This window comes from Paenibacillus sp. cl123 (genome assembly GCF_900101595.1).
Taxonomy (GTDB): Bacteria; Bacillota; Bacilli; order Paenibacillales; family NBRC-103111; genus Paenibacillus_G.
Window position 1 is genome coordinate 25,962 of the sequence record NZ_FMYY01000029.1, and the last position, 21,542, is coordinate 47,503.

Sequence of the window (21,542 nt, forward strand, 5' to 3'; positions counted from 1 at the left end):
TCCTCTGCCGATTATAATGCACTCATCCTTTGATGGAGCCGATCATAACCCCCTTCACGAAATATTTCTGGATAAAGGGATACACGACGAGCATCGGAATGATCAGAATCATAATAGCGGCCGCTTTCAGGCCTTCGGGCGTCGTCAACTGTTCCATTTCATCCTTCCTGAGCGTTATAGTATCCTCCAGCATCTGACTGCTGATCATCTGCTGGACCATAACGGTCAGATTTATTTTATGGCTGTCATTGATATAGATCAGCACATTCATGAACGAGTTCCAGAAGCCGACGCCATAAAACAAGGTCAGCGTAGCCAGCACCGGGCCGGACAACGGCAGCACGATGCGGGTCAGCAGTCTGAGCTCGCCGCAGCCGTCCATCCGGGAAGCCTCAATCAGTTCCTCCGGCAGACCCTCGAAGAACGTTTTGAGAATCAGCATATTGTACGCGCTTACCAAAGCCGGCAGCCATAAAGCCCCGTAGCTGTTTACAAGCCCGATCGATTTGATCACCAGGTAAGTAGGGATCAGGCCGCCGCTGAACACCATCGTGAACACGATAGCCAGCGTCAGTGTCCTGCGTCCCAGAAAGTAGCGCTTGGACAAGGGATACGCAGCCAGCACCGTAAAGAGCATGCAAAGCAATGTTCCGACGACGGCAATGACCAGGCTGTTTTGGAAAGCCTTGACCACATTCGTCCCCTTGATGAGCTGTTCATATGAATCCCATTGCACCCGGATCGGAAATACCGTAACCTGGCCCGCCATTACTGCGCTTGGATCGCTCAGGCTTAGCGCCAGCACATTGAGCAAGGGAAACAGGCAGGTAAGCGCCGCAAGCGTAAGCAGCGCGTAGTTGATGGCATAGAAAATTCGGTCTCCCGTTGATTCCCGCATAAGCTCACCTCCTCTCCTCACATCTACCATAAAGACAACTTGTCATAACGACATCTACCATAGCGACTGATCGAATTTCTTCGCGATCTGATTGGACAGCACGATAAGGATCAGACCGACCAGCGAAGAGAACAGGCCCATGGCCGTCGTCAGGCTGAATTGTCCGCCCTGGATGCCCATCCGGTACATATAAGTGGGAATCACATCCGCCACATTGTTGACCACCCGGTTCTGCAGCATGTAAATCTGATCGAAGCCCAGGTCCATGACCCCTTCCATGGACAGGATCAGCAGGATGATGATCGTCGGCCGGATCCCCGGCAGCGTGATATGCCACATCTGCTTCCACTTGTTGGCTCCATCCAGACTGGCGGATTCATACAATCCCGGGTCAATTGACGTAATCGCAGCCAGGTATATGATCGCGCTGAACCCGACCTCCTTCCAGATGCCCGAGCCCAGATACACACCGATCCACGACAGCTCGTTGTACAAGAAGGCGTACCGGTAGCCGAGCAAAGCCTCCAGCCATTGGTTGATCAGTCCCGATTCCAAGGAAAACAGGGTGATGACCATGCCGCCGACGATGACCCAATTCAAGAAATGCGGCAAATAAACGAGGGTCTGGGCAAGCTTTTTGAACCACATCCGTTTGACTTCGTTAAGCAGGACTGCCATGATAATCGGAAACGGAAACCCGACTATAATTTTCAGCAGCGATAAGATCAGCGTATTCCGGATAATATTGAGCATCTGCGGGTTGGAGAATAACAACCGGAAATTGCTGAACCCCGCCCAGGGGCTGGCCCATATGCCCTCAGCCAGGCTGTAATGCTTGAAGGCAATCACAAGTCCGAACATCGGCGCATATTTGAAAACCATAAAATATACGGCAACCGGAACAAACATCAGCATGAGCGGTACGTTCATCTTCAGCAGCCGCTTGTGCTTCCCTAGGCCCGATGCTGTCTGAGCCGTCTCCCACCTCGTGTTCATCCTCCCGTCCGTGATCTGTTTCATCGTCCTTCACTCCTCGGCAACTTCGGTTTTCAAGCTTCAGCGCAGGGATTGCCGGGCTGCTCCGGCCCATCTGCTGGCTGCCCACTAAGCGTACATAAATGCCCAGCTACCTGTAAATAAACACTATTTCATCCATACACATTCCGTAAAAAAAGAGAAGAACCCTTTGCCAGCAAGGGGTTCTTCTCTTTCGGATGCACGGATTATTTTATCGATAAACCGATTGTAAGCGTACACATTATTTTGAAGAATGCTGCTCTTTACGATAGTCCCCCGGAGTAACCCCGACCATTCGCTTGAACATGCGGATGAAGGAGAATGAATGGGAATAGCCGACGCGCGCAGCGATCTCCTGGACAGAATCTTCCGTTTCCTGCAGCAATGTTTTGGCCTTCTCGATACGGACCCGCGCCAAATATTCGGAAAACTTCTCCCCGATCTCGTCCTTGAAAAACTGGCTCACGTATTTAATGCCAAACCGGTCGGTGATCTGGACAAGCGAAATGTCCGGATCGTTATAATGCTGTTCGATATAGGCCTTCACCTCCCGGATCAGTTCCTTGTTGGAGTGATTCTCACGGTGAGCGGCGACATGAGCGGCCAAGTCGTCCATGAAGGCAAAGGCTCCCTGCTTCAGATCGTCCAGCACATCGTATGTGGCAAGCAGCTTCTCGATCCGCAAGCTACCGCTCGCATAAGGCTCGGACCATATTTCCCCCGGGAGATGGCCCAATTCGCGGTGCAGTTGAAAGGACATATAGTTCATCAGGCTGCCAATTTCATCCCGGTTCAGTCTAGCCTGCACGATCTCCTCGAATAACAGGTCTAGTTCGCTTCTCCAGCCTTCTTCTCCATTTTTCATACCAAGGATCATCGATTTGATCAGCCGGGTGTTATAAAATAAATCTGACTTGGGCAGCTGCTCCAGCTCGCATGAACGGATCACCCGGTTGCTCCCAAGCGTTGTCTTATACTTCAGGGCTTCCGAAGCCGCTTCATAGGCCACGGGCAGTTGTTCGTAGTCTTCGGCAAGCGAACTGATGCCCAGCGTCACGGAAAAATCCAGATGCGTTTGCACCCAGGAGCGAATGGACTCGCACAGTTCTTCGGCTCCCTGACCTTCGGTAGAATTCGCGGTGGCGGGCAACTGAAACAGAACGCCCAGTTGGTCCGCGGACATCCATTCCTTCCACACGCTAATCCTGTATTGGCCAGCCATCTCCTTCACCATGCTGGTCAGCACGAATTTCAACAGATTCTGATCCTCGCGAGAATATTTCGTTTCGAATTCAGAGTATCTGTCGATCTCCATCACGGCGATCGTGAAGCGCTTGTAAGGAGGCCGCATGTCCAGCGCGGCGGCCGTCTGCTCCCATTCCTCCCGGCCGAACGGGGTCATGCCGTACATCAAATCGAAGAACCGCTGACGATACTCGTACACGAGCCCCTCAGCATACTGCTTCTGAAAACCATTGGATTGCTGCACCAGGTCATCCAATGCCGACTGAATAAACCGGAATTCATCCCGCTTTCCCCCGATCAGATGCCGGGTCTTGCTCAGGGAATAGGCGTCGATGCTCTTCATAATACTCTCGAGCGGCTTATAGTTCCTTCGCGTCAGCACAATGATCCAGCCGATGCCGAGCAGAACAATCAGCAGCGTCATCCAACCGACATAGGAGAACATCGAGGAAGCGGCCAAGGCCGCTCCCCCATGCAGCCCGCTTTCGTAATGCCAGCCGGTATAGGCAGAGTCCGGACTCGTGAGCGGGAGGCGGACTCTGTTCACGAATACCTCGTCTCCATGCGACGCATTTCCTGCGATTAGCTCATAATGGCGGTCCGTAATGGCGTAATAGCTCTTATTGTCGCCGAAAACCTTGGTCACGAACCGCTGGATCGAATCCGTATTGATATTGATCACCAACAGTCCGTGAGTTCCGGTTAGCAGCGGTACCTTTCGTACGAGCGATACGACCTTCTCGTACTTTTCCAAACCTTCGAAGGAGCGGTAGGACCGTACATCCGACCACCAATAATTCAGAAAATCGGCTTGCCGAATTTGGTCGATGAAGGCCTGGTCTCCAAAGCCCGTACGGGGCTTGAGCATATCATAGCTCAACACGATATCGTCCTGCATCCGGTACAAGTACATCGAATCGATGAAGTCGGAGCGCAAGACAATGCGGTGCATATCCGTCGAGATTTGATAGGCCAGCATCTGGTCATTCTGCTTCTCAGGGTTGTAATAGAAATCATTGATGGCGGCTTTATTCAGGAAATCGACGGCAAGCTCGTCCACATTCGTCAGGGAAGCGTCCAGGCTTTGCTTCAAGAACGTAATGAACGCATCGTTCGCCTTGAGGGCTTCCTGCTTGGAATATCGGCTCAGTTGGACGAAAACAATCAGAATGACGGCCACGATCATCACTAAAAACACAGGCAGGTACGACAGCAAAAGGCGATAAAACCAGTTTTTCTTCAACCGACACCCCTCCTGAGACTGGAATCTCTTTCTACTTGCAAAGTTCCAAGTCCATATCTGTTCCTCCTGATTGAGTTTTTTTGTAAGCGCGTTTATGTACTTCCTGATTATACCATGAGGGCCTTTCCGCTCAAGCTATATTGACGCCGGCAGGCTCAGTGAAGATACCCGGCCAGCTGTAAGCCTGGAGACCGATTCGAGACGAGTTCCTTCGCGCAGGCAGCGCTTATCCCCACATACTAAGGCTGTGGTCAGCAAAAAACGGCCTGCGTCCGCAAAGACGCAAGCCGCCGTCCGGCTGGAGACAGAAACAACTGCAGTTAACCAACCAACTGCAGCGCCTTATCCAGAACCCCTGAAGCTCCGAAGCCGTCATGATAGTCAATTTTCTTGCCCTTCTTCTCCGCCAGTTCCCGAACAGCCCACATCGAGGTGTGCTTGATGGCTCCCCGCAGGATAATGATAGCATCCGCCTTGTTGATGATGCTCAGAAAATAATTTTCAATAGGACCGCCGCCGGTTTTCCCGTCATGATGCTCGACACTTAGCCCGCGCTTCTCCCCTAATTTCTTAAACGTATTCGTCTGGCTGCCTCCGATAATCGCTATCTTGATCATAGCCATCTCCCTCTCCCTCCGTAAGTTAGTGTGATCGCTCGTATATGCTGTTATCCCTATCATAACCAAATAATAATAAATGTCAATAGGTTTAGTCGGATTAAATAAAATAAAGTCCCTTTCTGGGACTTTGACGTTGGAGCCGGAGACGACCGGCTTGCCGTCGCGGGGCAGTATGGCGACCCGCCTTTGAGCCGGCGGCGTGCCGGATACATCCCCTACAAACTCGGAGGAATCCGACCGGTTCATGCCGAATTGAAATTCCTGCAGAATACCGGTCACAATCCCAACATCGAAGTTGATTGGGAGAAAGGTCCCCAGGCAGCCGCTGCATGTGACATCCTAACCCCAACACTGAGCCCTCCCTCCAGCGTACGGCCCGCAAACTTTCACTCCGTCGCCTCGAACATCACGCGCCTTCCTTGCCAAACTGTGCTACTATTAAGAGAAAGGGATTCCTTGGGGTGCGCTTGTTCCGCTGCACAGTTAATCCCAAAACAGCAAACACGAAAGGGGAAGTCGTGTTCATGCACAATCGTATTGCGTACAAGGAAAGCCTCCTGACCGCCGGCGCGATAATCATCGGCGTGCTGCTCGTTTCTATCGGCCTGGAGATGTTCTTAACCCCGCACAAACTTATTCCCGGAGGCGTAAAGGGCATCGCCATCCTGCTGTCTCATGTGACGGAAATGAAGATGGGGCTTTTTCTGTTGTTTATAAACCTGCCGTTCGTCCTGTTCAATCGAAAAAAGCCCGTGCAGATGCTATCCGCCCTTATCTCCCTAATCATCATTACCTTGCTCGCCATCTATATGCATCCATTCCCGCCGCTGCTGGAAAATCCGCTGCCTGCCGCCGTATGCGGAGGCCTCATGCTGGGCGTGGGCCTGGGTCTCATCATTCGATACGGCTGGTATCCCGACGGTCTGACTGTGGTCGCTGTCTATTTGAACCGAAACATCCGGCTGTCCATCGGCGAGCTTGTGATGCTCCTGAACCTGCTGGTGCTCGCGTGCGGGGGGTTCCTGTTCGGCTGGGATCAGGCCATCCATTCGGTCATCGCTTATTTTGCCGCCTTCAAGGCGATCCAGTTCACCTTAGAGTTCAGAAATAAAAAGCTGATCTGGATTTCCTGCGAGGGGCCCCGTGACAGACTCATCAAGCTGCTGACCGAATCCTTTGGTCCCGAAGTTGAAATTCTGAAACAGGACAGCAGCAGCGGGCCTGCTGACGGCCGCCAGGGACCGGGCTTGTTTCTGGTCCTGCCAAGCAAGCATATCAAGCGGCTGATCGGCCTTGTCCGCGAGCGTTCTCCCTCCTCCCAGGTTGTCGTCTCTTACGGAGCCCAAGACCTTGCCGGAGCCGAGCCGTATTTGCGGAAATAGCTCGCGCGCGGGGGAAAGGCATTTATCGGAATGGCTTGGATACAAGCATGATCTACTCTGCGAATCAACAAACAACGCACGCCGAAAATACAACGAACCGGAGCAGGCGATGCTTGCTCCGGTTGTCGTTTCGGCAGCTTGCCTGCCGACTTCTTCAAGATAAATAATTTCGTCCCCTTGCCCCTTGAAATAAGTCTTGTTCTACAGCAACTCCCGAACATACGCTTCGATCTTGGCCGGCTCCTCGGTAGGAGCAAACCGCTTGACAACGCGGCCGTCGCGGTCGACGAGAAATTTCGTAAAATTCCATTTGATCGATTTGGTGCCCAGCACTCCTCTGGCTTCGTCCGTAAGAAGCTTGAACAACGGATGAGCGTCTCTGCCCTTGACGTCAATACGGGAATACAGCGGAAAACTAACGCCGAAGTTTAGCTCGCAAGCCTCTGCAATCTCGGCATCGTCGTCCTTCTCCTGACGGGCGAACTGCGCGCACGGGAAGCCCAGCACCGCGAAGCCCTTGTCCGCGTAATCGTCGTGCAGCTTTTGCAGCCCTTTGAATTGCGGCGCGAAGCCGCAGCCCGTCGCCGTATTGACGATAAGCATGACGTCGCCTTGGTAGGGGGCAAGCGTCGCTTGCTCTCCTTTGATCGTTTTGACGGGGATATCGTAAATAGACATGATGGCACGCTCCATTTTATATTTTATTTAATTAAATTTTATACAATCAAATAACGAAAGTCAAGCGCCTCCTCCTATTGACCTTAAATCGCCTGCCATCCTATACTAATGATTAGCTGACTAACTAATTACATAAAGGAGAGAACCGCCTATGGATATTCGCCGGTCGGAATCGATTTTCCATCTCATGTCCCACCTCATGCGGCTGCATCGCCACCATATTCATCTGCATGTGCAGGAGCTGGATGTGTACCCCGGCCAGCCACCGCTGCTCTTCCGGCTCGCAGAGCGGGACGGCCAGAGCCAGCGCGAGCTGGCGGAGCAGCTCCGGGTCAAGCCCGCGACGCTAACGGTCATGATCACGCGCATGCAGAAAAACGGCTTGCTGGAGCGGCGCCCCGATGCGGATGATCAGAGGGTGACGCGGGTGTATCTGACCCCCAAGGGAGAAGAAACGACACGCAGACTTAAGGAGACGCTGCAGACGCTGGAGGCGCGAAACCTGGAATCGTTCCTGCCCGAGGAGCGACTGCTGCTGCGCCGATTGCTGCTGCAGCTGTACGACAATCTGGCGGAGTACGAGCCAAGCGCAGACACTTTCGCCCCGCCCAATAGTTAGTCGACTACACAATAACGAGGAGCTCGCTGCAAGATGTGGAAACTAAAACGATATCTGCGCCCCTATTGGGTCGCGACCTTGCTTGCCCCTCTGCTCATGATCCTGGAGGTGTACATGGATCTGCTGCAGCCCAAGCTGATGGCGAGCATCGTCAATGACGGCATTATGCAGGGCAATCTGCCTCATATTCAATCGACCGGAGCGATGATGCTTGGCATCGCCCTGATCGGACTGATCGGCGGGGCGGGCTGCACCTTGTTTTCCAGCATCGCGGCCCAAAACTTCGGAGCCGATGTGCGAAAGGATCTGTTTGCCAAGGTGCAGACGTTCTCATTTCGCAACCTGGATCGCTTCTCCACCGGCTCGCTCGTCACCCGGCTCACACAGGATATCGTTCAGATCCAGCTGCTGGTCCAGATGACGCTGCGCATTCTGGTGCGGGCTCCGCTGCTGATCGTCGGCAGCTTCGTGATGGCGATGCTGATCAGCCCCCGCCTCGGACTGATTTTGATCGTCGCCATTCCCCTGCTGTCGCTGACGCTTTACACGCTGATCCGGCTGTCGTTCCCTCTCTTTGCCAAGGTGCAAGCGAAGCTGGACGGCGTCAATACCGTGCTGCAGGAAAATTTGTCCGGCATCCGGGTCGTCAAAGCCTTCGTGCGCTCCGCCTATGAGCAGTCCCGATTCGGGCGGGCCAACCGCGACTATACGGATATGGCGCTCAAGGCGGCTCGAGTCGTCGCCTTCAATATGCCGATCATGACGCTGATCCTTAATCTCAGCATCGTGGCCGTTCTTTGGTTCGGAGGCGCTCAGAATTGGGAAGGAAGCCTGTCGATCGGCGAGCTGGCCGCCTTTATCAACTATGTGATGCAGCTGCTGTCATCGCTGATGATGGTGGGGATGATGCTCGTGAACGTCTCCCGGGCCAAAGTGTCCGCAGACCGGATTAATGAAGTATTCGCCGTGCAGCCGGATATCGCCGACGCGCCCGATGCCAGAAGGGATTGCATCCGGTCCGGACAGGTCGTCTTCGACCGCGTATCCTTCAGCTACGGCAGCGACGGGGAGAAAACGAAGCTCGTGCTGGAGGATATCTCCTTTACCGCCGAAGCCGGACAGACGGTAGCGATTCTCGGCGCGATCGGCTCCGGCAAAACCTCTCTCGTCAGCCTGATCCCTCGGCTCTATGAGCCGGATAGCGGCAGAGTGCTGATCGACGGCGCCGATGTCAGCAAGCTACCGCTCGACGAGCTGCGCAGCCATATCGGGATGGTGCTTCAGCAGTCGATCCTGTTCACCGGTCCGATCCGGGACAACATCCGATTCGGCAAACCCGACGCCACCCTGGAGGAGGTCGAGGCGGCAGCCAAGGCGGCGCAAGCTCACGATTTTATTATGGAGCTGCCGGACGGTTACGACACGGTGCTCGGCCAGCGGGGCGTGAATTTGTCCGGCGGGCAAAAACAGCGGATTGCCATTGCGCGCGCGCTGGTGCTGCGGCCGGCCATCCTCATTCTCGACGACAGCACCAGCGCAGTCGACCTGCGAACTGAGGCGCTCATCCAACAGGCGCTCGGCGAGCTGATGGAGAGAAGCACCTGCTTCGTGATCGCGCAGCGGATCAGCTCCGTCCGGCAAGCCGACCTGATTCTCGTGCTGGAGGACGGGCGAATCACGGCCCAGGGCACCCATGACGAGCTGATCCGCAGCAGTGCGGTGTATCAGGATATTTACCGATCCCAACAGACGAAGGAGGATGCGCTCCATGGCTGAACCAGGCTCATCCGGTAAACAATCGCAGACGTCACCGCATGCCGGGCCGCCTCTGATGGGAGGGATGGGCCCCGGAGGAGGTCCCGGCCGAGGTCCCGTACCCAAGGTGCGGGCCAAACATACATGGGCAACCGTCCGCCGTCTGTGGGGCTATCTCAGCCGTCAGCGCGGGGGTTTGATCACAGTTTTCCTGCTGACCCTGTTCAGCTCGGGACTTGCCCTAGCCGGCCCCTACCTGATCGGCAGAGCCATCGATGAGTTTATTCTGGCGCAGGACCGCACCGGGCTGCTGTGGCTGTGCGCCGGACTGCTGACGGTCTACGCGCTGAGCAGCGTCATGTCCTGGCTGCAAGCCTATGTGATGGCGGGGGTCACCCAGCAGACGGTGATGACGCTGCGCCGCGACCTGTTCGAGCGATTTCAGCAGTTGCCTCTGCAGTTCTTCGACAGCAGAACCCATGGCGAGCTGATGAGCCGGGCGACTAACGATATCGAGAATGTATCGGGGACGCTCAATCAGAGCGTAACGCAGCTGGTCACCAGCCTCGTGACGATCGTCGGCTCTCTGATCCTCATGCTGAGCCTCAATCTCACACTGACGCTGGTCAGCCTTGTCAGCATTCCGCTGGTCATTCTGCTCACGGGACAGATCACAAAGCGGACCCGCAAGCTGTTCAAGAGCCAGCAGACGCATCTGGGAGAGCTGAACGGATTTATTGAAGAGACGATGACCGGCCAAAAGGTCGTCAAGGCTTATCGGCGCGAGAAGCCGTCCATCCGCCGGTTCGGCGAACTGAACGACCAGTTGAACCAGGTCGGCAAACGAGCGCAAATCGTCTCGGGGATGATGGGACCGGTCATGAACGTCGTGAACAACACCAGCTTCGCATTGATCGCGACCGTCGGCGGCTGGATGGCGCTCGGCGGCATGACGACGATCGGCGTCATCGTCAGCTTCCTGAATTATTCCAAGCAATTCAGCCGGCCGATCAACGAGCTGGCCAATCAATACAACCTGCTGCAATCGGCGATAGCGGGCGCGGAGCGCGTGTTTGAAATTCTCGACATGCCGTCGGAATTTCAGGAGATGGGCAAAGCCGGACAGATCGATAAGGTGCGCGGAGAAGTCGTGTTCGACCGCGTATCGTTCCGCTATCAGGAGTCGAACCCGATTTTGTCGGACATTTCATTTACCGCGAAGCCTGGGGATACGATCGCCCTAGTCGGCCCTACGGGAGCCGGGAAGACGACGATCGTCAATCTGCTGACCCGCTTCTACGAAATTCAGGAGGGCACGATTACGGTAGACGGACGCAATATCCGCGAGCTGGACAAGAGCAGCTTGCGGAGCAAGCTGGGGATCGTGCTGCAGGATGCGTATCTCTTCTCCGATACGATCATTGAAAATATCCGCTACGGCAAGCCGGGCGCCTCGCTGGAGGAAGTCAAGGCAGCGGCCAAGCTGGCCAACGCCGACAGCTTTATCGTCAAGCTGCCGCACGGCTATGACACGAAGCTCATGGCAGAAGGCGGCAATCTTAGCCACGGGCAGCGCCAATTGCTGACGATAGCCCGGGCGATTCTGGCGAATCCGTCCATTCTGATCCTCGACGAAGCGACGAGCAGCGTCGATACGCGAACCGAGATGCACATCCAGGACGCGATGAAAACGTTGATGAAGGGCCGCACCAGCTTCGTCATCGCCCACCGGCTCAGTACGATCCGCGAGGCCGATCTGATTCTTGTGCTGCGCGGAGGCCGGATTATCGAGCGGGGCACTCATCAGGAGCTGCTGGACAGCCGCGGCTTCTACCATGATTTGTACACCGGCCAGTTCCAGCAGGCGAACTGACCTTAGGCTCGAACAAACAAGGACCCCATCTTCCGCTTGATTCGCGGAGTTTGAGGTCCTTTTTGTCTACACCCGGGGGTGCTCTTGTATCCTGCCGAACACGGTCGGACATGGGTGGACATCGGTGAATAGCCTCATCCCCGGCTTGGCGCCATCCTACTTCAGCACATACTCGGCCAGCACGCTCTGCAGCTCATAAATGTTCAGGCTCTTATTGAACCTCTTCTCAATAGGCGCCGCTGTGCCGGATATCCAGATCTTCAGCTCGGCGTCCAGATCAAACGTGCCCGCCGTTTCAATGCTGAAGTGCGTGATGCTTTTATAGGGGATCGAATGAAATTCCGTCTTCTTTCCCGTGACGCCCTGTTTGTCGATCAGAATCAGCCGGCTGTTGGTGAAAACAAACAGATCGCGGATCAGCTTATACGCCTTCTCCACCCTCTCCGTTCTGGCAAGCACATGCGCAAACTCCTGCTGAACATCCTCCAGCTTCAATTCCGAGGCGTTGCCCATCAAAGCGTCAAATAATCCCATGCGATCTCTCCTATTCGGTCAGGATAGCCATCACTTACCATTATATTGGAGAAATCGTACTCCTGCACAGAAAATCAGCTAATAAATTTTCACATTATCGATGTGGCCCTTGCCCTGTTTGAGCGCTTCAGCGACGTTAAACTTCCTTTCCGCCTCATGCAGACTCGGGCACGAGCGCCTCCAGCACCCGGCCGATGCTGTCGTTGATCAAATAATCGGCTCTCCCGTCAAATGGCGTCGGCGTCCGATTGATCAAAATCAGCTTGTCTCCCGGGTACTCGGCGACGAGTCCGGCTGCCGGATTCACCGTCAGCGATGTGCCTCCGACGATCAGCACATCCGCGCTGCGCACGTAGTCCCGCGCCCGGAACAGCAGCTCCATATCGAGGCTTTCCTCATACAACACCACGTCCGGCTTGATGATGCCGCCGCACCGGCTGCAGCGCGGCACCGCTTCCCGGCTGCCCGCCACATCGGCCAATCCGTAACTCGTGCCGCAGTCCATGCAGGCATTGCGATGAACGGAGCCGTGCAGCTCCAGCACGTTGTGGCTGCCGCCAAGCTGATGCAGCCCGTCGATATTTTGCGTGATGACGGCTTGCAAACGTCCCTGCCGCTCCAGCTCGGCCAGCGCCAGATGGGCTTTATTCGGCCGGGCATCCTCGTGAATCATCTTCGTGCGGTAGAAATCGAAAAAGTCATCCGTATGCTCCATAAAGAAGCTGCGGCTGAGGATGCGTTCAGGCGGGTAGGCCCCCGCTTGAAACTTGGTCTGATAAAGTCCGTTCTCCGACCGAAAATCCGGGATACTGCTTTCCGTCGACACGCCGGCACCTCCGAAAAACACGATATTCGAGCTGGCCGCGACCATCTGCCGCAGTTGGGCAAAATTCATAAAGCTCCCTCCTCTTCTCCCTTCATCGTATCAAATCAAGGCCTGACTTTCTAACTTCGCAGGCCATAGCCGCCGAAACGAATAACCCGGCAGCCTGCCGCTCCTTCCACACCGGCCAACGCCAATAAAACCAGTCCCCAAACTGCCGGGACTGGTTTTATGGCACGACAGCTGCGCCGCCGAGCGGATGAACGCGCGTAAGCGCTCGCATGTTTGGCTGCAGCCTGGGGCTGCGGCGCAGGCTCGACTGATTTACCCGGGGAGCGCGTTTTCCTAGCGCTTCATCCGGTTCAAGGATAACAGCACACGATAACGGGCTTTGCCGGGAAACAGGCTGAACCATGGAGATAGGCAGGCTTGTCTATCTCACGGAGCACGCCTAGGTGTCATGCGCGCTGTTCGTTTTGTAAACCACCAGAATCGTGCTTCTCTGGTGGGACGTGCCGGTAACGGTAGGCTTGACTACCGAACCGTAGCAAACTTGAACGAGCTGGTCGTCCTTCAAACCGGCCAGAAACTCATTGGCCTTGTTTTCAGCGTATGAATTGTCCGTATCCACAAATTCCTTGACCTGAATCATGAGCAGCATCTCCTTCTGGGCTTCTAGGGGAAAAGGCATCCCGCAGAACTGATACGGAATGCCTTTGAGCTTAGATTAGCATCGCTGGAACCCCTTGTCAAACAGGAAGACCGGCCCCGGGATTCGTCGATCTTTGTTCATCTTTTATTCCGCTCACTTATGATACGATTAGGGGTGAGAAAATGCCTGAAAGGAGCTCCTCCTTTGACTACGCCCATGCTGATCACCTTATGTTTGCTGGCCGGCGCGGCTATTTTGTTTATGAGCGGGAAGGTCCGCTCCGATCTGGTGGCGATCTGCTCGCTCATTCTGCTCGTGCTCTTCGGCATTCTCTCTCCGGCCGAAGCGCTGTCCGGCTTCGCCAATCCCGTCGTCATTATGATGATGGGACTGTTCGTAGTAGGCGGAGGGATATTCCACACGGGACTGGCCAGGATGGCCAGCAGCCGCATGCTGAGGCTTGCAGGCGCCAATGAGACCCGGCTGCTGATCACGGTCATGCTGGCCACCTCCGCTATCGGTGCTTTCGTCAGCAATACGGGAACGGTCGCCGTCATGCTGCCTATCGTGGTCAGCCTGGCAGCAAGCGCCCAGATCAGCCCCGGCCGTCTGCTGATGCCGCTGGCTTTCGCCAGCAGTCTCGGCGGCACCTTGACGCTTATCGGCACGCCGCCCAATCTTGTCATCAGCGAAACGCTGACAGAAGCCGGCTTCCCGGGCCTATCCTTCTTCTCGTTCACGCCTATCGGCCTCGTCTGTCTGATCGTAGGCACCCTATTGACGGTCCTGCTCAGCCGGCTGCTGCTGCCCAAGGCGTCCGATGAAGCCGGCCGCAAACGGCGGAGCCGGTCGCTCGACGATCTCGCCAAGCAGTACCAGCTCGCGCAAAATTTGTTCCGCGTTCAGGTCAGACGGCATTCGCCGGTCATGTCAAAGCCGCTGCGCGAGCTGGATATCCCGGAGCAGTATAAAGTGAACATCATCGAGATTCGCCGGAGAAGCTCGGCCAAAAATCCTTTCTTCAAGACGCTTCAGCAGGAAATCGCCGGACCGGCGACGGTTATTCACGAGGAGGATATTTTGTATGTGTACGGGGGCTTCGAGCAGGTGAAGACTTTCGCCGCCGCCAATGGATTGGAGTTGCTGGATCATCAGACGGCAGAGAAATCGGCGGAGCTGCAGACCGAGCGCTTCGCCTCGCATCAGACCGGAATCGCCGAGGTGCTGCTGACGCCGAACTCCAGGCTGATCAACCTGCTGGTGAAGCATACAGGCTTCCGAGAACGGTACCAGATCAATATATTAGGCATCCAGCGCAAGGGCGAATACCTGCTGCACCAGCTGAAGGAAGAGCGAATCCGTTTCGGCGACGCTTTGCTCATCCAGGGGACATGGAGCAACATCGCCCGTCTGGCGCAGGAAACATACGACGTTGTCGTCGTCGGTCAGCCGCTGGATACGGCTGCCTCGGTCCCGATGAACCATAAGGCGCCAATAGCCGCCGGCATTATGCTGCTGATGGTTGCTCTGATGATTCTGGAGGTGTTTCCGGCCGTTGTGTCCGTGATGATCGCAGCCGTACTCATGGTCGTCACCGGCTGTCTTCGCAGCATGGAGGAGGCTTACAAAACGATCAACTGGGAAAGCATCGTGCTCATCGGAGGGATGATTCCCATGTCTGCGGCCATCGAGAAGACCGGGGCGGCGGCATTATTGTCCGAGCAGCTTGTCTCCGTGCTGGGAGGCTTCGACCCCATCGTGCTGCTGGCAGGCATTTATTTCACCACGTCGCTGCTGACGCTGTTCATCAGCAATACCGCCTGCGCCGTCCTGTTCGCTCCGATCGCCCTGTCGGCTGCCGTCCATATCGGAGTGAGCCCGCTTCCTTACCTGTTCGCCGTTTCGATCGCGGCCAGCATGTGCTTCGCCGTGCCGTTCTCCACCCCGCCCAACGCCCTGGTCATGTCGGCGGGCCGGTATACGTTTATGGACTATGTCAAGGTAGGACTGCCGCTCCAGCTGCTGCTCGGCGCCGCCATGGTCGCCTTGCTGCCGGTGTTTTTCCCGCTGTGACCCTGACTCCCGCACAGCGCAAAACCGCCCGGAGCGCTGCTCCGGACGGTCCGCCTCGGCCTTTTCCTGTTTCCCGTACAGTCATGCTCAGGAGGAAGGCCGCTTCCTCTACCAGCATCTTGAGTCAGTCGAAAGCCGCTTTCAGCCGCCCCTCCTCATATAGCGAAACCAGCGAGTCGACGACGTCCGCGTCGAACTGCTTTCCCTTCTGCTCGGCGAGATAGCGGACTGCCTGCTCCAACGGCCATTTTTCCTTATACGGACGCTTGGTGACCAACGCATCGAGCACATCAACGACGCTGACCAGTCTGGCCTCCAGCGGAATCTGTAAGCCGCCAAGCTTGTGCGGGTAACCCGAGCCGTCCCACCGCTCATGGTGATGCAAAATGATATTTTTCGCCGTCGACAGCTCGCTCTCGAACAGGTCATCATCCAGCTCCCGGAAAATTTTATCGACAATGTCCACCCCGATAAGCGTATGCATCTGGATAATTTTCCGTTCATAATCGGCGAGCGGCCCTGGCTTGTACAAAATGCCCTCGGGGATGGCCGACTTCCCGATATCGTGCAAAATGCTCGCCCCTATGATGTCAGACTGCTTTTTCGCCGAAAGGCTTAATCCGCATCGCTCCACATGGCGGGCTACGAGCAGCTCGGTCAGCTTCTGGACGCTGGTCAGATGAGCCTCGATGCCAGGGTCGCGAATCTCGCAGGAGATCGCCAGCACCTTCAGCAGGGAGCCCTGTACGCGCCCCATTCGTCCCTCGTCCAAGTAATGTCCGCTCTCGAGCCGTTCCAGCTCCCGGAATATGCCTACCAGGTAAGTGTCGCCCTCAATCACGAACGGCGTAATTGTAATGGAAGAATGCCAGAGACCGCCGGTCCGCTTGCTGTTCGTGAATACGCCGGACCAGGGGGAGCCGTTCTGAATGGCTTCGTGCATGCTGGCATAAGTCTGAAGAGGGGTATGAGGAGTCCGCAGAATTCCCGCCTTTCTGCCGACAATTTCATCCTGAGCGTAGCCTGTAATTTTCTCGTATGCCGGGTTTACCGCCAAAATGCGATGCGAGATGTCTGTAATAATCACGGCGTCGCCCAAAGCCAGTAAAACCTCTAGAGTACTGTGTAAGTTGTTCATTCGTCGCTCCATCATCGTTCGTCTTGATCGCTCTAAGGTGCTGCTCCTGCCGGTACTGGCGCTGCGGCGACCGAGGCCGGGACAGAACCGTCAGAACCGGAAGCGCATGTATATCTCAATAACTTCCACGTCGCAGCGGCGATTCCTTTTTTTCCGAATCGATTGTGATCGATTGTCACGAAAGCTTCAAGACTTGTCTTCAGACGGCCTCTAGGGACATCCCTTCCTGCAGGCATCGGACATTTCCGCTTCAGCATGCCTTACCCCGACTCGATCACTGCTCGCGTCCCCCTAATTTCCACAGCGCCGGACATGGCCTTTTTCCTCATGCTGCGGCGGCTCGCGCAACTGCAAACAGGCATCTTCAGCAGCCGCAGCTGCCGGAGATGCCTGAATCGTTTTCTCTGCTATGCGCAAGGTAAGCCGTATGTTCTTCCCGCAAGCCGAACCGGTCCGTCCGCTTAGCCGGCACCGCCCGCCGATGGAGCGTCCAGCGCCTCCTGCGGAACTTTAATTTCCTTCACTTCGTTATAACGGGAAAACATGCTGTCCATCTTCATATCCATCGAAAGCTTCTGACCCTGCTGCTCCATATCCATCTGCATATCCACATTCATGCTGACGGGTAAATAACCGTCCTTCTTCACTTTGTACTGCAGATTCATGCTTTGAATCTTCATCTGCTCCACCATAGCCTGAATCTGCGGGTTCGCGCCCCCCGTCCCTTGTCCGGCTACGATGCTCTTGACCAGATCCTTCACGCTGTCACCTGAAACAGCCGCACTCAGCACATAATGCTCGCCTTCCTCCGTCACCTTCGTATCCTTCACGATAGAGCTGAACTGCTCCAGCTGCTTCTGCGGATTGGATTGAGCCTGGACGGCCTGCATCAGCTGTTCCTTCATTTCGGGAGGCATTTTCATCCATTGTCCCTGCGTCTGCATATAGATGCCATCCTGGGTGATAAATTGCTTGATCTGCTGCGGGCCCTCCATTCCCGAAACATTCATGGTTATCTCCTGAACCATCGCGAGCGGCTCGTTGATTATATCGGTTTTCATCGTCGTCTTGACCGTCTGATCCTGCTTTTGTTCATTCTGGGTCATCGTTATTTTCTGATCCACCTGACTGTCCATCGAATAGCTCTTTAGACTTTTGCTCGCTTCCGATGTTTTCTGAATCAGCTCTTCTGCGGTCGGCACGCCCTGTGCTGCTGGCGCCGCCGGTGTGGATGCAGCTGGTGTGGATTGAGCCGGGCTTGTCGATCCGCTCGCAGCCGGTGCCGTGTCATCGGTCGAAGCCTTGCTGCCGCAAGCGGTCAACGAGGCTGCCAAGGCGGGAACCAGCATCATAACTACTGTCCATTTCTTCAATTCGTATTCCTCCCTGATTCTGACTCGTTAAGTGTACGTCCACCTCCCCCTATTACCACATTCCGGGATTTCGAATCGCTGCAGGATGAACGCGGCAAGCAGCAACAGGGCGAAGGAAGCGTCATTTAGCTCCTCCAGCCCTGCCGTGCAAGCCTTACCGCAACCGCCAAAGTCGGGCCGTCCCGGGCTGCAGCTCGGCCTTGAGGAGGCCGTCTGCTCCGCTTGCGGTCGTCTCCCCGCTCGCCAGCTCACGGCCCTCGCTTCCTTCGAAATGCACGGCTGCCGCCACCTCGCCGAAATTGGCCGCCAGCACGTACAGCTCCCCGTCCGCTCCGCGTATGCGAACTGACCGACAGGTTCCGTCAGATCCGGCGTCAGCCGTCAGCAGCTGTTCCGACCCTGCATAGGCGGCTGTCCCCTCGTTCCTCTCCCCCGCTTGCAAGACATAACCGGCATCCGCGATGACCTGATGAGGCTCGAACACCTGCAAACCCAGACGGATAGGGCCGCAAATTTCATCCGCATAAAGCATTCCTTCCATGCCGATGTTATTCGGTTTCTCCTTGAGCCCGATCTGCCTCTTCACAGGCCGGTAAACGGACAGCTCATCGGTCCCGTAAACGGCGATAACCCCCAGCCGATCGTCTGCATTCAGCCAACGGGAACCTGTGCGCCAAGCATCTCCGTCCCCTTGGCTGCCTTGAGCAGAAATCGCCCCCTTCCCGTGGACGTATGTCCGTTTGCTTCCATTGAATAAGTCGTTGGGGATAAGCAAATGCAGACCCTTGACCTCGCGCATATACGTCCGGCGCTCAAGAGCCGTCGCATATTGAAGCACGAGCATATGCTTACCGTCCGGCAATGCCGCGCATACCAGTTGGCTTCGGGCAACGTCGTAGTCGGCCTGGCCTTCCGCCAGCAGACCTTCCGTATGGACGAGCAAGCTCCCCCAGGTGAGGAAGCCGCCTGGAAATCGGACCCCGTCATGCCGCTCCAGCCTCTGACTGGTGATCCGGCCAAGTCCGCTCAGCCGGACGGACAAATTTTCGCGCCATTCCGCCATATCGCTGGCATGCGCCGGAATACACAGCCCCTGGGGCTTCTCTGCCGCCTCCCACACCCAGGAGGCGATCCGGTTCGCATCCCTGTGCAGATAAGCGCCATGATAGGCATCATGCCAGGAGCAGGCTCCGCCCTCCTCCTGTCGGATAGCCGGTACGGATGCGCGAGCTTCTTCCTTGTCCTCGTTCTTGTCCTCCTCGGGCTGCGCTGCAGCTTCGCCCCGCCCTATCCATGACCTCCAGACAAGGCCCATCGACAGGGCCGCTGCGCGGTCCGACTCGAGACGCGTGTAGTACAGCGGGGAGCTTTGGGCAAGCGGGCCGCAGCGGGCGGACAGGAAAGTATCGTCGCCGTTCGCGTCCATTTCCAACCGGATTTGCTCCAACCAGCCTGCCTCGAAACGATCGCAATCCGGCTCATTCAGCGCATCCTTCACCATATGCCACACCGGGATGACGTAATCCTGACAGTAGGTGTACCGCACCCGGGTATCACCCCCGATCCGCAGCAGCCTTCCGTCCGGAAAAGTGCACAGCTTAACGACCTCCCACAGCCCGCGCATCCGGTGGTACAGCGCCTCGGGCGGTTTGCTGCCTCTCTGCTTGAAAGCGAAATGCAGCATCGCCATATTCGACAAACAAATGACCATATATCCAACGTTCAGGTATCCATGATGATGAAGGGCATACGACTCGAAAAAATTCGCGCCTACAAACCAGTCCGCCACCTTCCTCCCGTCCTTCACCGTCTCATTCCATTCATCTGACGGGACGGATACGGCATTCATCAGGAAAATCGTTCCCTTCTCCCGGTAGCAGGCGGCATGCGGGCTGTCCGGGTACATATCCGCTGTGCGGTGCAGCAGCGCGCCGTTCCACAGATTGCTCTCCGGCTTGTTGCGGCCCTCATGGTTGTACAAGCCTGCCACGACCTCGTAATGCTCCAGCAGCCAGTCGCATTCCGAAAGCAGCACCCGGCGAAGCAGCAAGCGGTCAGCTTCGGTGAGCCCGGGCCAAAGCGCCTCCACCCCATGCATCATCCGCTCAATGCCCAGCGCGCTGATCCAGGTATGCCCCCATGACGTTCCGTCCGTACAATGATAGTCCCCTTCGAGATGAGATTGCAGCGAGAAACGCAGCAGCCGCAAGGCCAAACTTTTTAACTCCTCCCTCGAGCTTCCCGCCTCCGCCGGGTTCAGGCCGGCATTGGCTGACAGTACGGCTATAGCGGCCAATGCCTTCTGATTCGTCTGTACGCCCCAGCCGTTCTCCCCGCTGCCGTAGCAAGCCAGCTCCGGCCGATCCTGACAATTGTGAATATAACGAGGGGCGCTTCTCATCCAGCGCTGGAGCAGGTTCAAGTAAACGGATGCGATATCTTCCATTATGAGATTCCTCCCGGTTTCCTTTTTACAGAAATCCGGTGAACGATGCGGCCTATGGCCTCTTGTTCGCCGGACTTCCAAGTAGCATGATAATTGGTATCTTGCTATTCATCGTATCAGCTTGAGGCAAGGAAACCTATGGATGATCCTTTTGTTCACTTGGATAATATTTCGGTTTATACTGGAGAGGCTTCAATCTTGCAGAAAGCGGAAGGGAATGCTGCCGTATGCCTATAAGCAATGTGATCCGACTCGAATACCCCGAGCAATGGGGAGGGTACAAGACCGTTTATCATACGCCTTATCACTTGCTGATGCTGATGGATCAAGGCTCTTGCGCATACTGGATCGACGGAGCTCGTTACGAGGCAAAACCGGGCGAAGTGTTATATATGAGAGCCGCTGCTCCCCGGGCGGCTGAGCCGTCAGCGTCCGCACACAGGAAATATTCCGTGCACTGGACCGGAGACGCGATGGATGAGCATTTCCCTCCATTCAAGCAGCTCGCCGTGCTGTTCCGCTCCGCCCCTCTGGCATCCTACCTGAGGCTGGCCTATCAGCAGCTCTATCAGCTGTGGACGCGCAAGGACCCTTACTACCGCGCTTCATGCGAAGCGCTGCTGCTGGAGATTGCCGTCAGGCTACATCAGGAGCAGGCCGCCGATCCTCGCTCCGGCAAGCAGGCCCGGATTGTCCGGCAGGTGAAGGACTATATTCTCGACTATTATTGCGAGCCTCTATCCATTGAAGAACTGGCCGAGCTGGTCGGACGCAATCCCAGTCATCTCATTACCAGCTTCAAGAAGCATTACGGGATGGCTCCGATCGAATTCATGCACCGGACGCGAATCGCGCGGGCCGAGGAGCTACTGCTGACGACCGATGCGACGATAGAGGCAATAGCCGATCAGCTCGGCTACTGCGACGCCTCTTACCTCAGCCGCATCTTCAAGAAGTGGACCGGCACGACGCTGTCCGCTTACCGCAGGCAGCGGTGGGATTAATGGCAGCGCCGCTGCCCGCAGGACTTTTGAATTAACGGGGAAAATAGAAAAGACGACAGCTGTTCAGTATGTTGAACAACTGTCGTCGGAGCTTGTTACTTGTCACATTTTTTATTCAATGTGTAGGTATTGAACCTCCACACGCCTGAAGGCGTGGGATTCTTAGCTA

Annotated in this window: 17 protein-coding genes and 1 pseudogene; 6 read left to right on the top strand and 12 right to left on the bottom strand. The window is 55.9% G+C overall.

The annotated features are described in order from the left end of the window. Positions 1 to 22: 22 nt before the first annotated feature. From BLR08_RS27540 to BLR08_RS27560, 5 genes and pseudogenes are all read right to left on the bottom strand, one after another. The gene (locus tag BLR08_RS27540; protein ID WP_072337600.1) at positions 23 to 898 is read right to left on the bottom strand and encodes a carbohydrate ABC transporter permease; all 876 of its coding nucleotides are present in this window, start codon (positions 896 to 898) and stop codon (positions 23 to 25) included. A gap of 54 nt (positions 899 to 952) precedes the next feature. Continuing rightward, positions 953 to 1,918, bottom strand: coding sequence for an ABC transporter permease (locus BLR08_RS27545; RefSeq protein WP_072337598.1), 966 nt, complete (start codon positions 1,916 to 1,918; stop codon positions 953 to 955). Between the two features lie 238 nt (positions 1,919 to 2,156). Then, complete coding sequence (locus BLR08_RS27550) at positions 2,157 to 4,403, bottom strand: helix-turn-helix domain-containing protein (protein WP_072337596.1); 2,247 nt, start codon at positions 4,401 to 4,403, stop codon at positions 2,157 to 2,159. A gap of 320 nt (positions 4,404 to 4,723) precedes the next feature. Next, positions 4,724 to 5,083, bottom strand: a complete 360-nt coding sequence (locus BLR08_RS27555) for a DUF2325 domain-containing protein (RefSeq protein ID WP_371117775.1) — start codon at positions 5,081 to 5,083, stop codon at positions 4,724 to 4,726. A 129-nt stretch (positions 5,084 to 5,212) separates the two neighbouring features. After that, positions 5,213 to 5,338: pseudogene (locus BLR08_RS27560) on the bottom strand (cytochrome ubiquinol oxidase subunit I); the annotation flags it as partial. 209 nt (positions 5,339 to 5,547) lie between these two features. On the opposite strand from BLR08_RS27560, the gene BLR08_RS27565 reads away from it, so the two are divergent. Next, positions 5,548 to 6,405, top strand: coding sequence for a YitT family protein (locus BLR08_RS27565; protein WP_072337594.1), 858 nt, complete (start codon positions 5,548 to 5,550; stop codon positions 6,403 to 6,405). A gap of 201 nt (positions 6,406 to 6,606) precedes the next feature. Here BLR08_RS27565 and BLR08_RS27570 read toward each other — a convergent pair whose 3' ends face one another. After that, on the bottom strand, positions 6,607 to 7,083 hold the full coding sequence (locus BLR08_RS27570) for a glutathione peroxidase (protein WP_072337592.1): 477 nt from the start codon (positions 7,081 to 7,083) through the stop codon (positions 6,607 to 6,609). 151 nt (positions 7,084 to 7,234) lie between these two features. Here BLR08_RS27570 and BLR08_RS27575 point away from each other — a divergent pair, with 151 nt between their 5' ends. From BLR08_RS27575 to BLR08_RS27585, 3 genes are read left to right on the top strand one after another with little or no spacing between them, the layout of a single operon-like run. Beyond that, complete coding sequence (locus tag BLR08_RS27575) at positions 7,235 to 7,702, top strand: MarR family winged helix-turn-helix transcriptional regulator (protein WP_072337590.1); 468 nt, start codon at positions 7,235 to 7,237, stop codon at positions 7,700 to 7,702. Between the two features lie 33 nt (positions 7,703 to 7,735). Beyond that, the gene (locus BLR08_RS27580) at positions 7,736 to 9,478 is read left to right on the top strand and encodes an ABC transporter ATP-binding protein (protein ID WP_072337587.1); all 1,743 of its coding nucleotides are present in this window, start codon (positions 7,736 to 7,738) and stop codon (positions 9,476 to 9,478) included. Then, a complete protein-coding gene (locus BLR08_RS27585; RefSeq protein ID WP_072337585.1) occupies positions 9,471 to 11,330 on the top strand; it encodes an ABC transporter ATP-binding protein in 1,860 nt (619 codons plus the stop codon). Before BLR08_RS27580 ends, BLR08_RS27585 begins: the two co-directional genes overlap by 8 nt. Positions 11,331 to 11,486: 156 nt before the next feature. Here BLR08_RS27585 and BLR08_RS27590 read toward each other — a convergent pair whose 3' ends face one another. The 3 genes from BLR08_RS27590 to BLR08_RS27600 form a co-directional block, all read right to left on the bottom strand. Beyond that, a complete protein-coding gene (locus BLR08_RS27590) occupies positions 11,487 to 11,864 on the bottom strand; it encodes a PH domain-containing protein (RefSeq protein WP_072337583.1) in 378 nt (125 codons plus the stop codon). A 154-nt stretch (positions 11,865 to 12,018) separates the two neighbouring features. Continuing rightward, entirely contained in the window at positions 12,019 to 12,759 is a 741-nt protein-coding gene (locus BLR08_RS27595; RefSeq protein ID WP_072337580.1) for an NAD-dependent protein deacylase, read from the bottom strand. Between the two features lie 379 nt (positions 12,760 to 13,138). Then, the gene (locus BLR08_RS27600; RefSeq protein WP_072337578.1) at positions 13,139 to 13,339 is read right to left on the bottom strand and encodes a sporulation protein Cse60; all 201 of its coding nucleotides are present in this window, start codon (positions 13,337 to 13,339) and stop codon (positions 13,139 to 13,141) included. 204 nt (positions 13,340 to 13,543) lie between these two features. On the opposite strand from BLR08_RS27600, the gene BLR08_RS27605 reads away from it, so the two are divergent. Continuing rightward, positions 13,544 to 15,412 (top strand): SLC13 family permease, encoded by a 1,869-nt coding sequence (locus tag BLR08_RS27605; protein WP_090586565.1) that lies wholly within the window; start codon positions 13,544 to 13,546, stop codon positions 15,410 to 15,412. 124 nt (positions 15,413 to 15,536) lie between these two features. Here the strand turns inward: BLR08_RS27605 and BLR08_RS27610 are convergent, their stop codons facing one another. The 3 genes from BLR08_RS27610 to BLR08_RS27620 form a co-directional block, all read right to left on the bottom strand. Further along, on the bottom strand, positions 15,537 to 16,550 hold the full coding sequence (locus BLR08_RS27610; RefSeq protein WP_072337575.1) for an HD domain-containing phosphohydrolase: 1,014 nt from the start codon (positions 16,548 to 16,550) through the stop codon (positions 15,537 to 15,539). A gap of 461 nt (positions 16,551 to 17,011) precedes the next feature. Next, the gene (locus tag BLR08_RS27615) at positions 17,012 to 17,923 is read right to left on the bottom strand and encodes a DUF6612 family protein (RefSeq protein WP_072337573.1); all 912 of its coding nucleotides are present in this window, start codon (positions 17,921 to 17,923) and stop codon (positions 17,012 to 17,014) included. A 154-nt stretch (positions 17,924 to 18,077) separates the two neighbouring features. Further along, positions 18,078 to 20,369, bottom strand: a complete 2,292-nt coding sequence (locus BLR08_RS27620; RefSeq protein WP_072337571.1) for a hypothetical protein — start codon at positions 20,367 to 20,369, stop codon at positions 18,078 to 18,080. A gap of 227 nt (positions 20,370 to 20,596) precedes the next feature. On the opposite strand from BLR08_RS27620, the gene BLR08_RS27625 reads away from it, so the two are divergent. Further along, on the top strand, positions 20,597 to 21,373 hold the full coding sequence (locus BLR08_RS27625; protein ID WP_072337570.1) for an AraC family transcriptional regulator: 777 nt from the start codon (positions 20,597 to 20,599) through the stop codon (positions 21,371 to 21,373). The last annotated feature ends 169 nt before the right edge of the window (positions 21,374 to 21,542 follow it).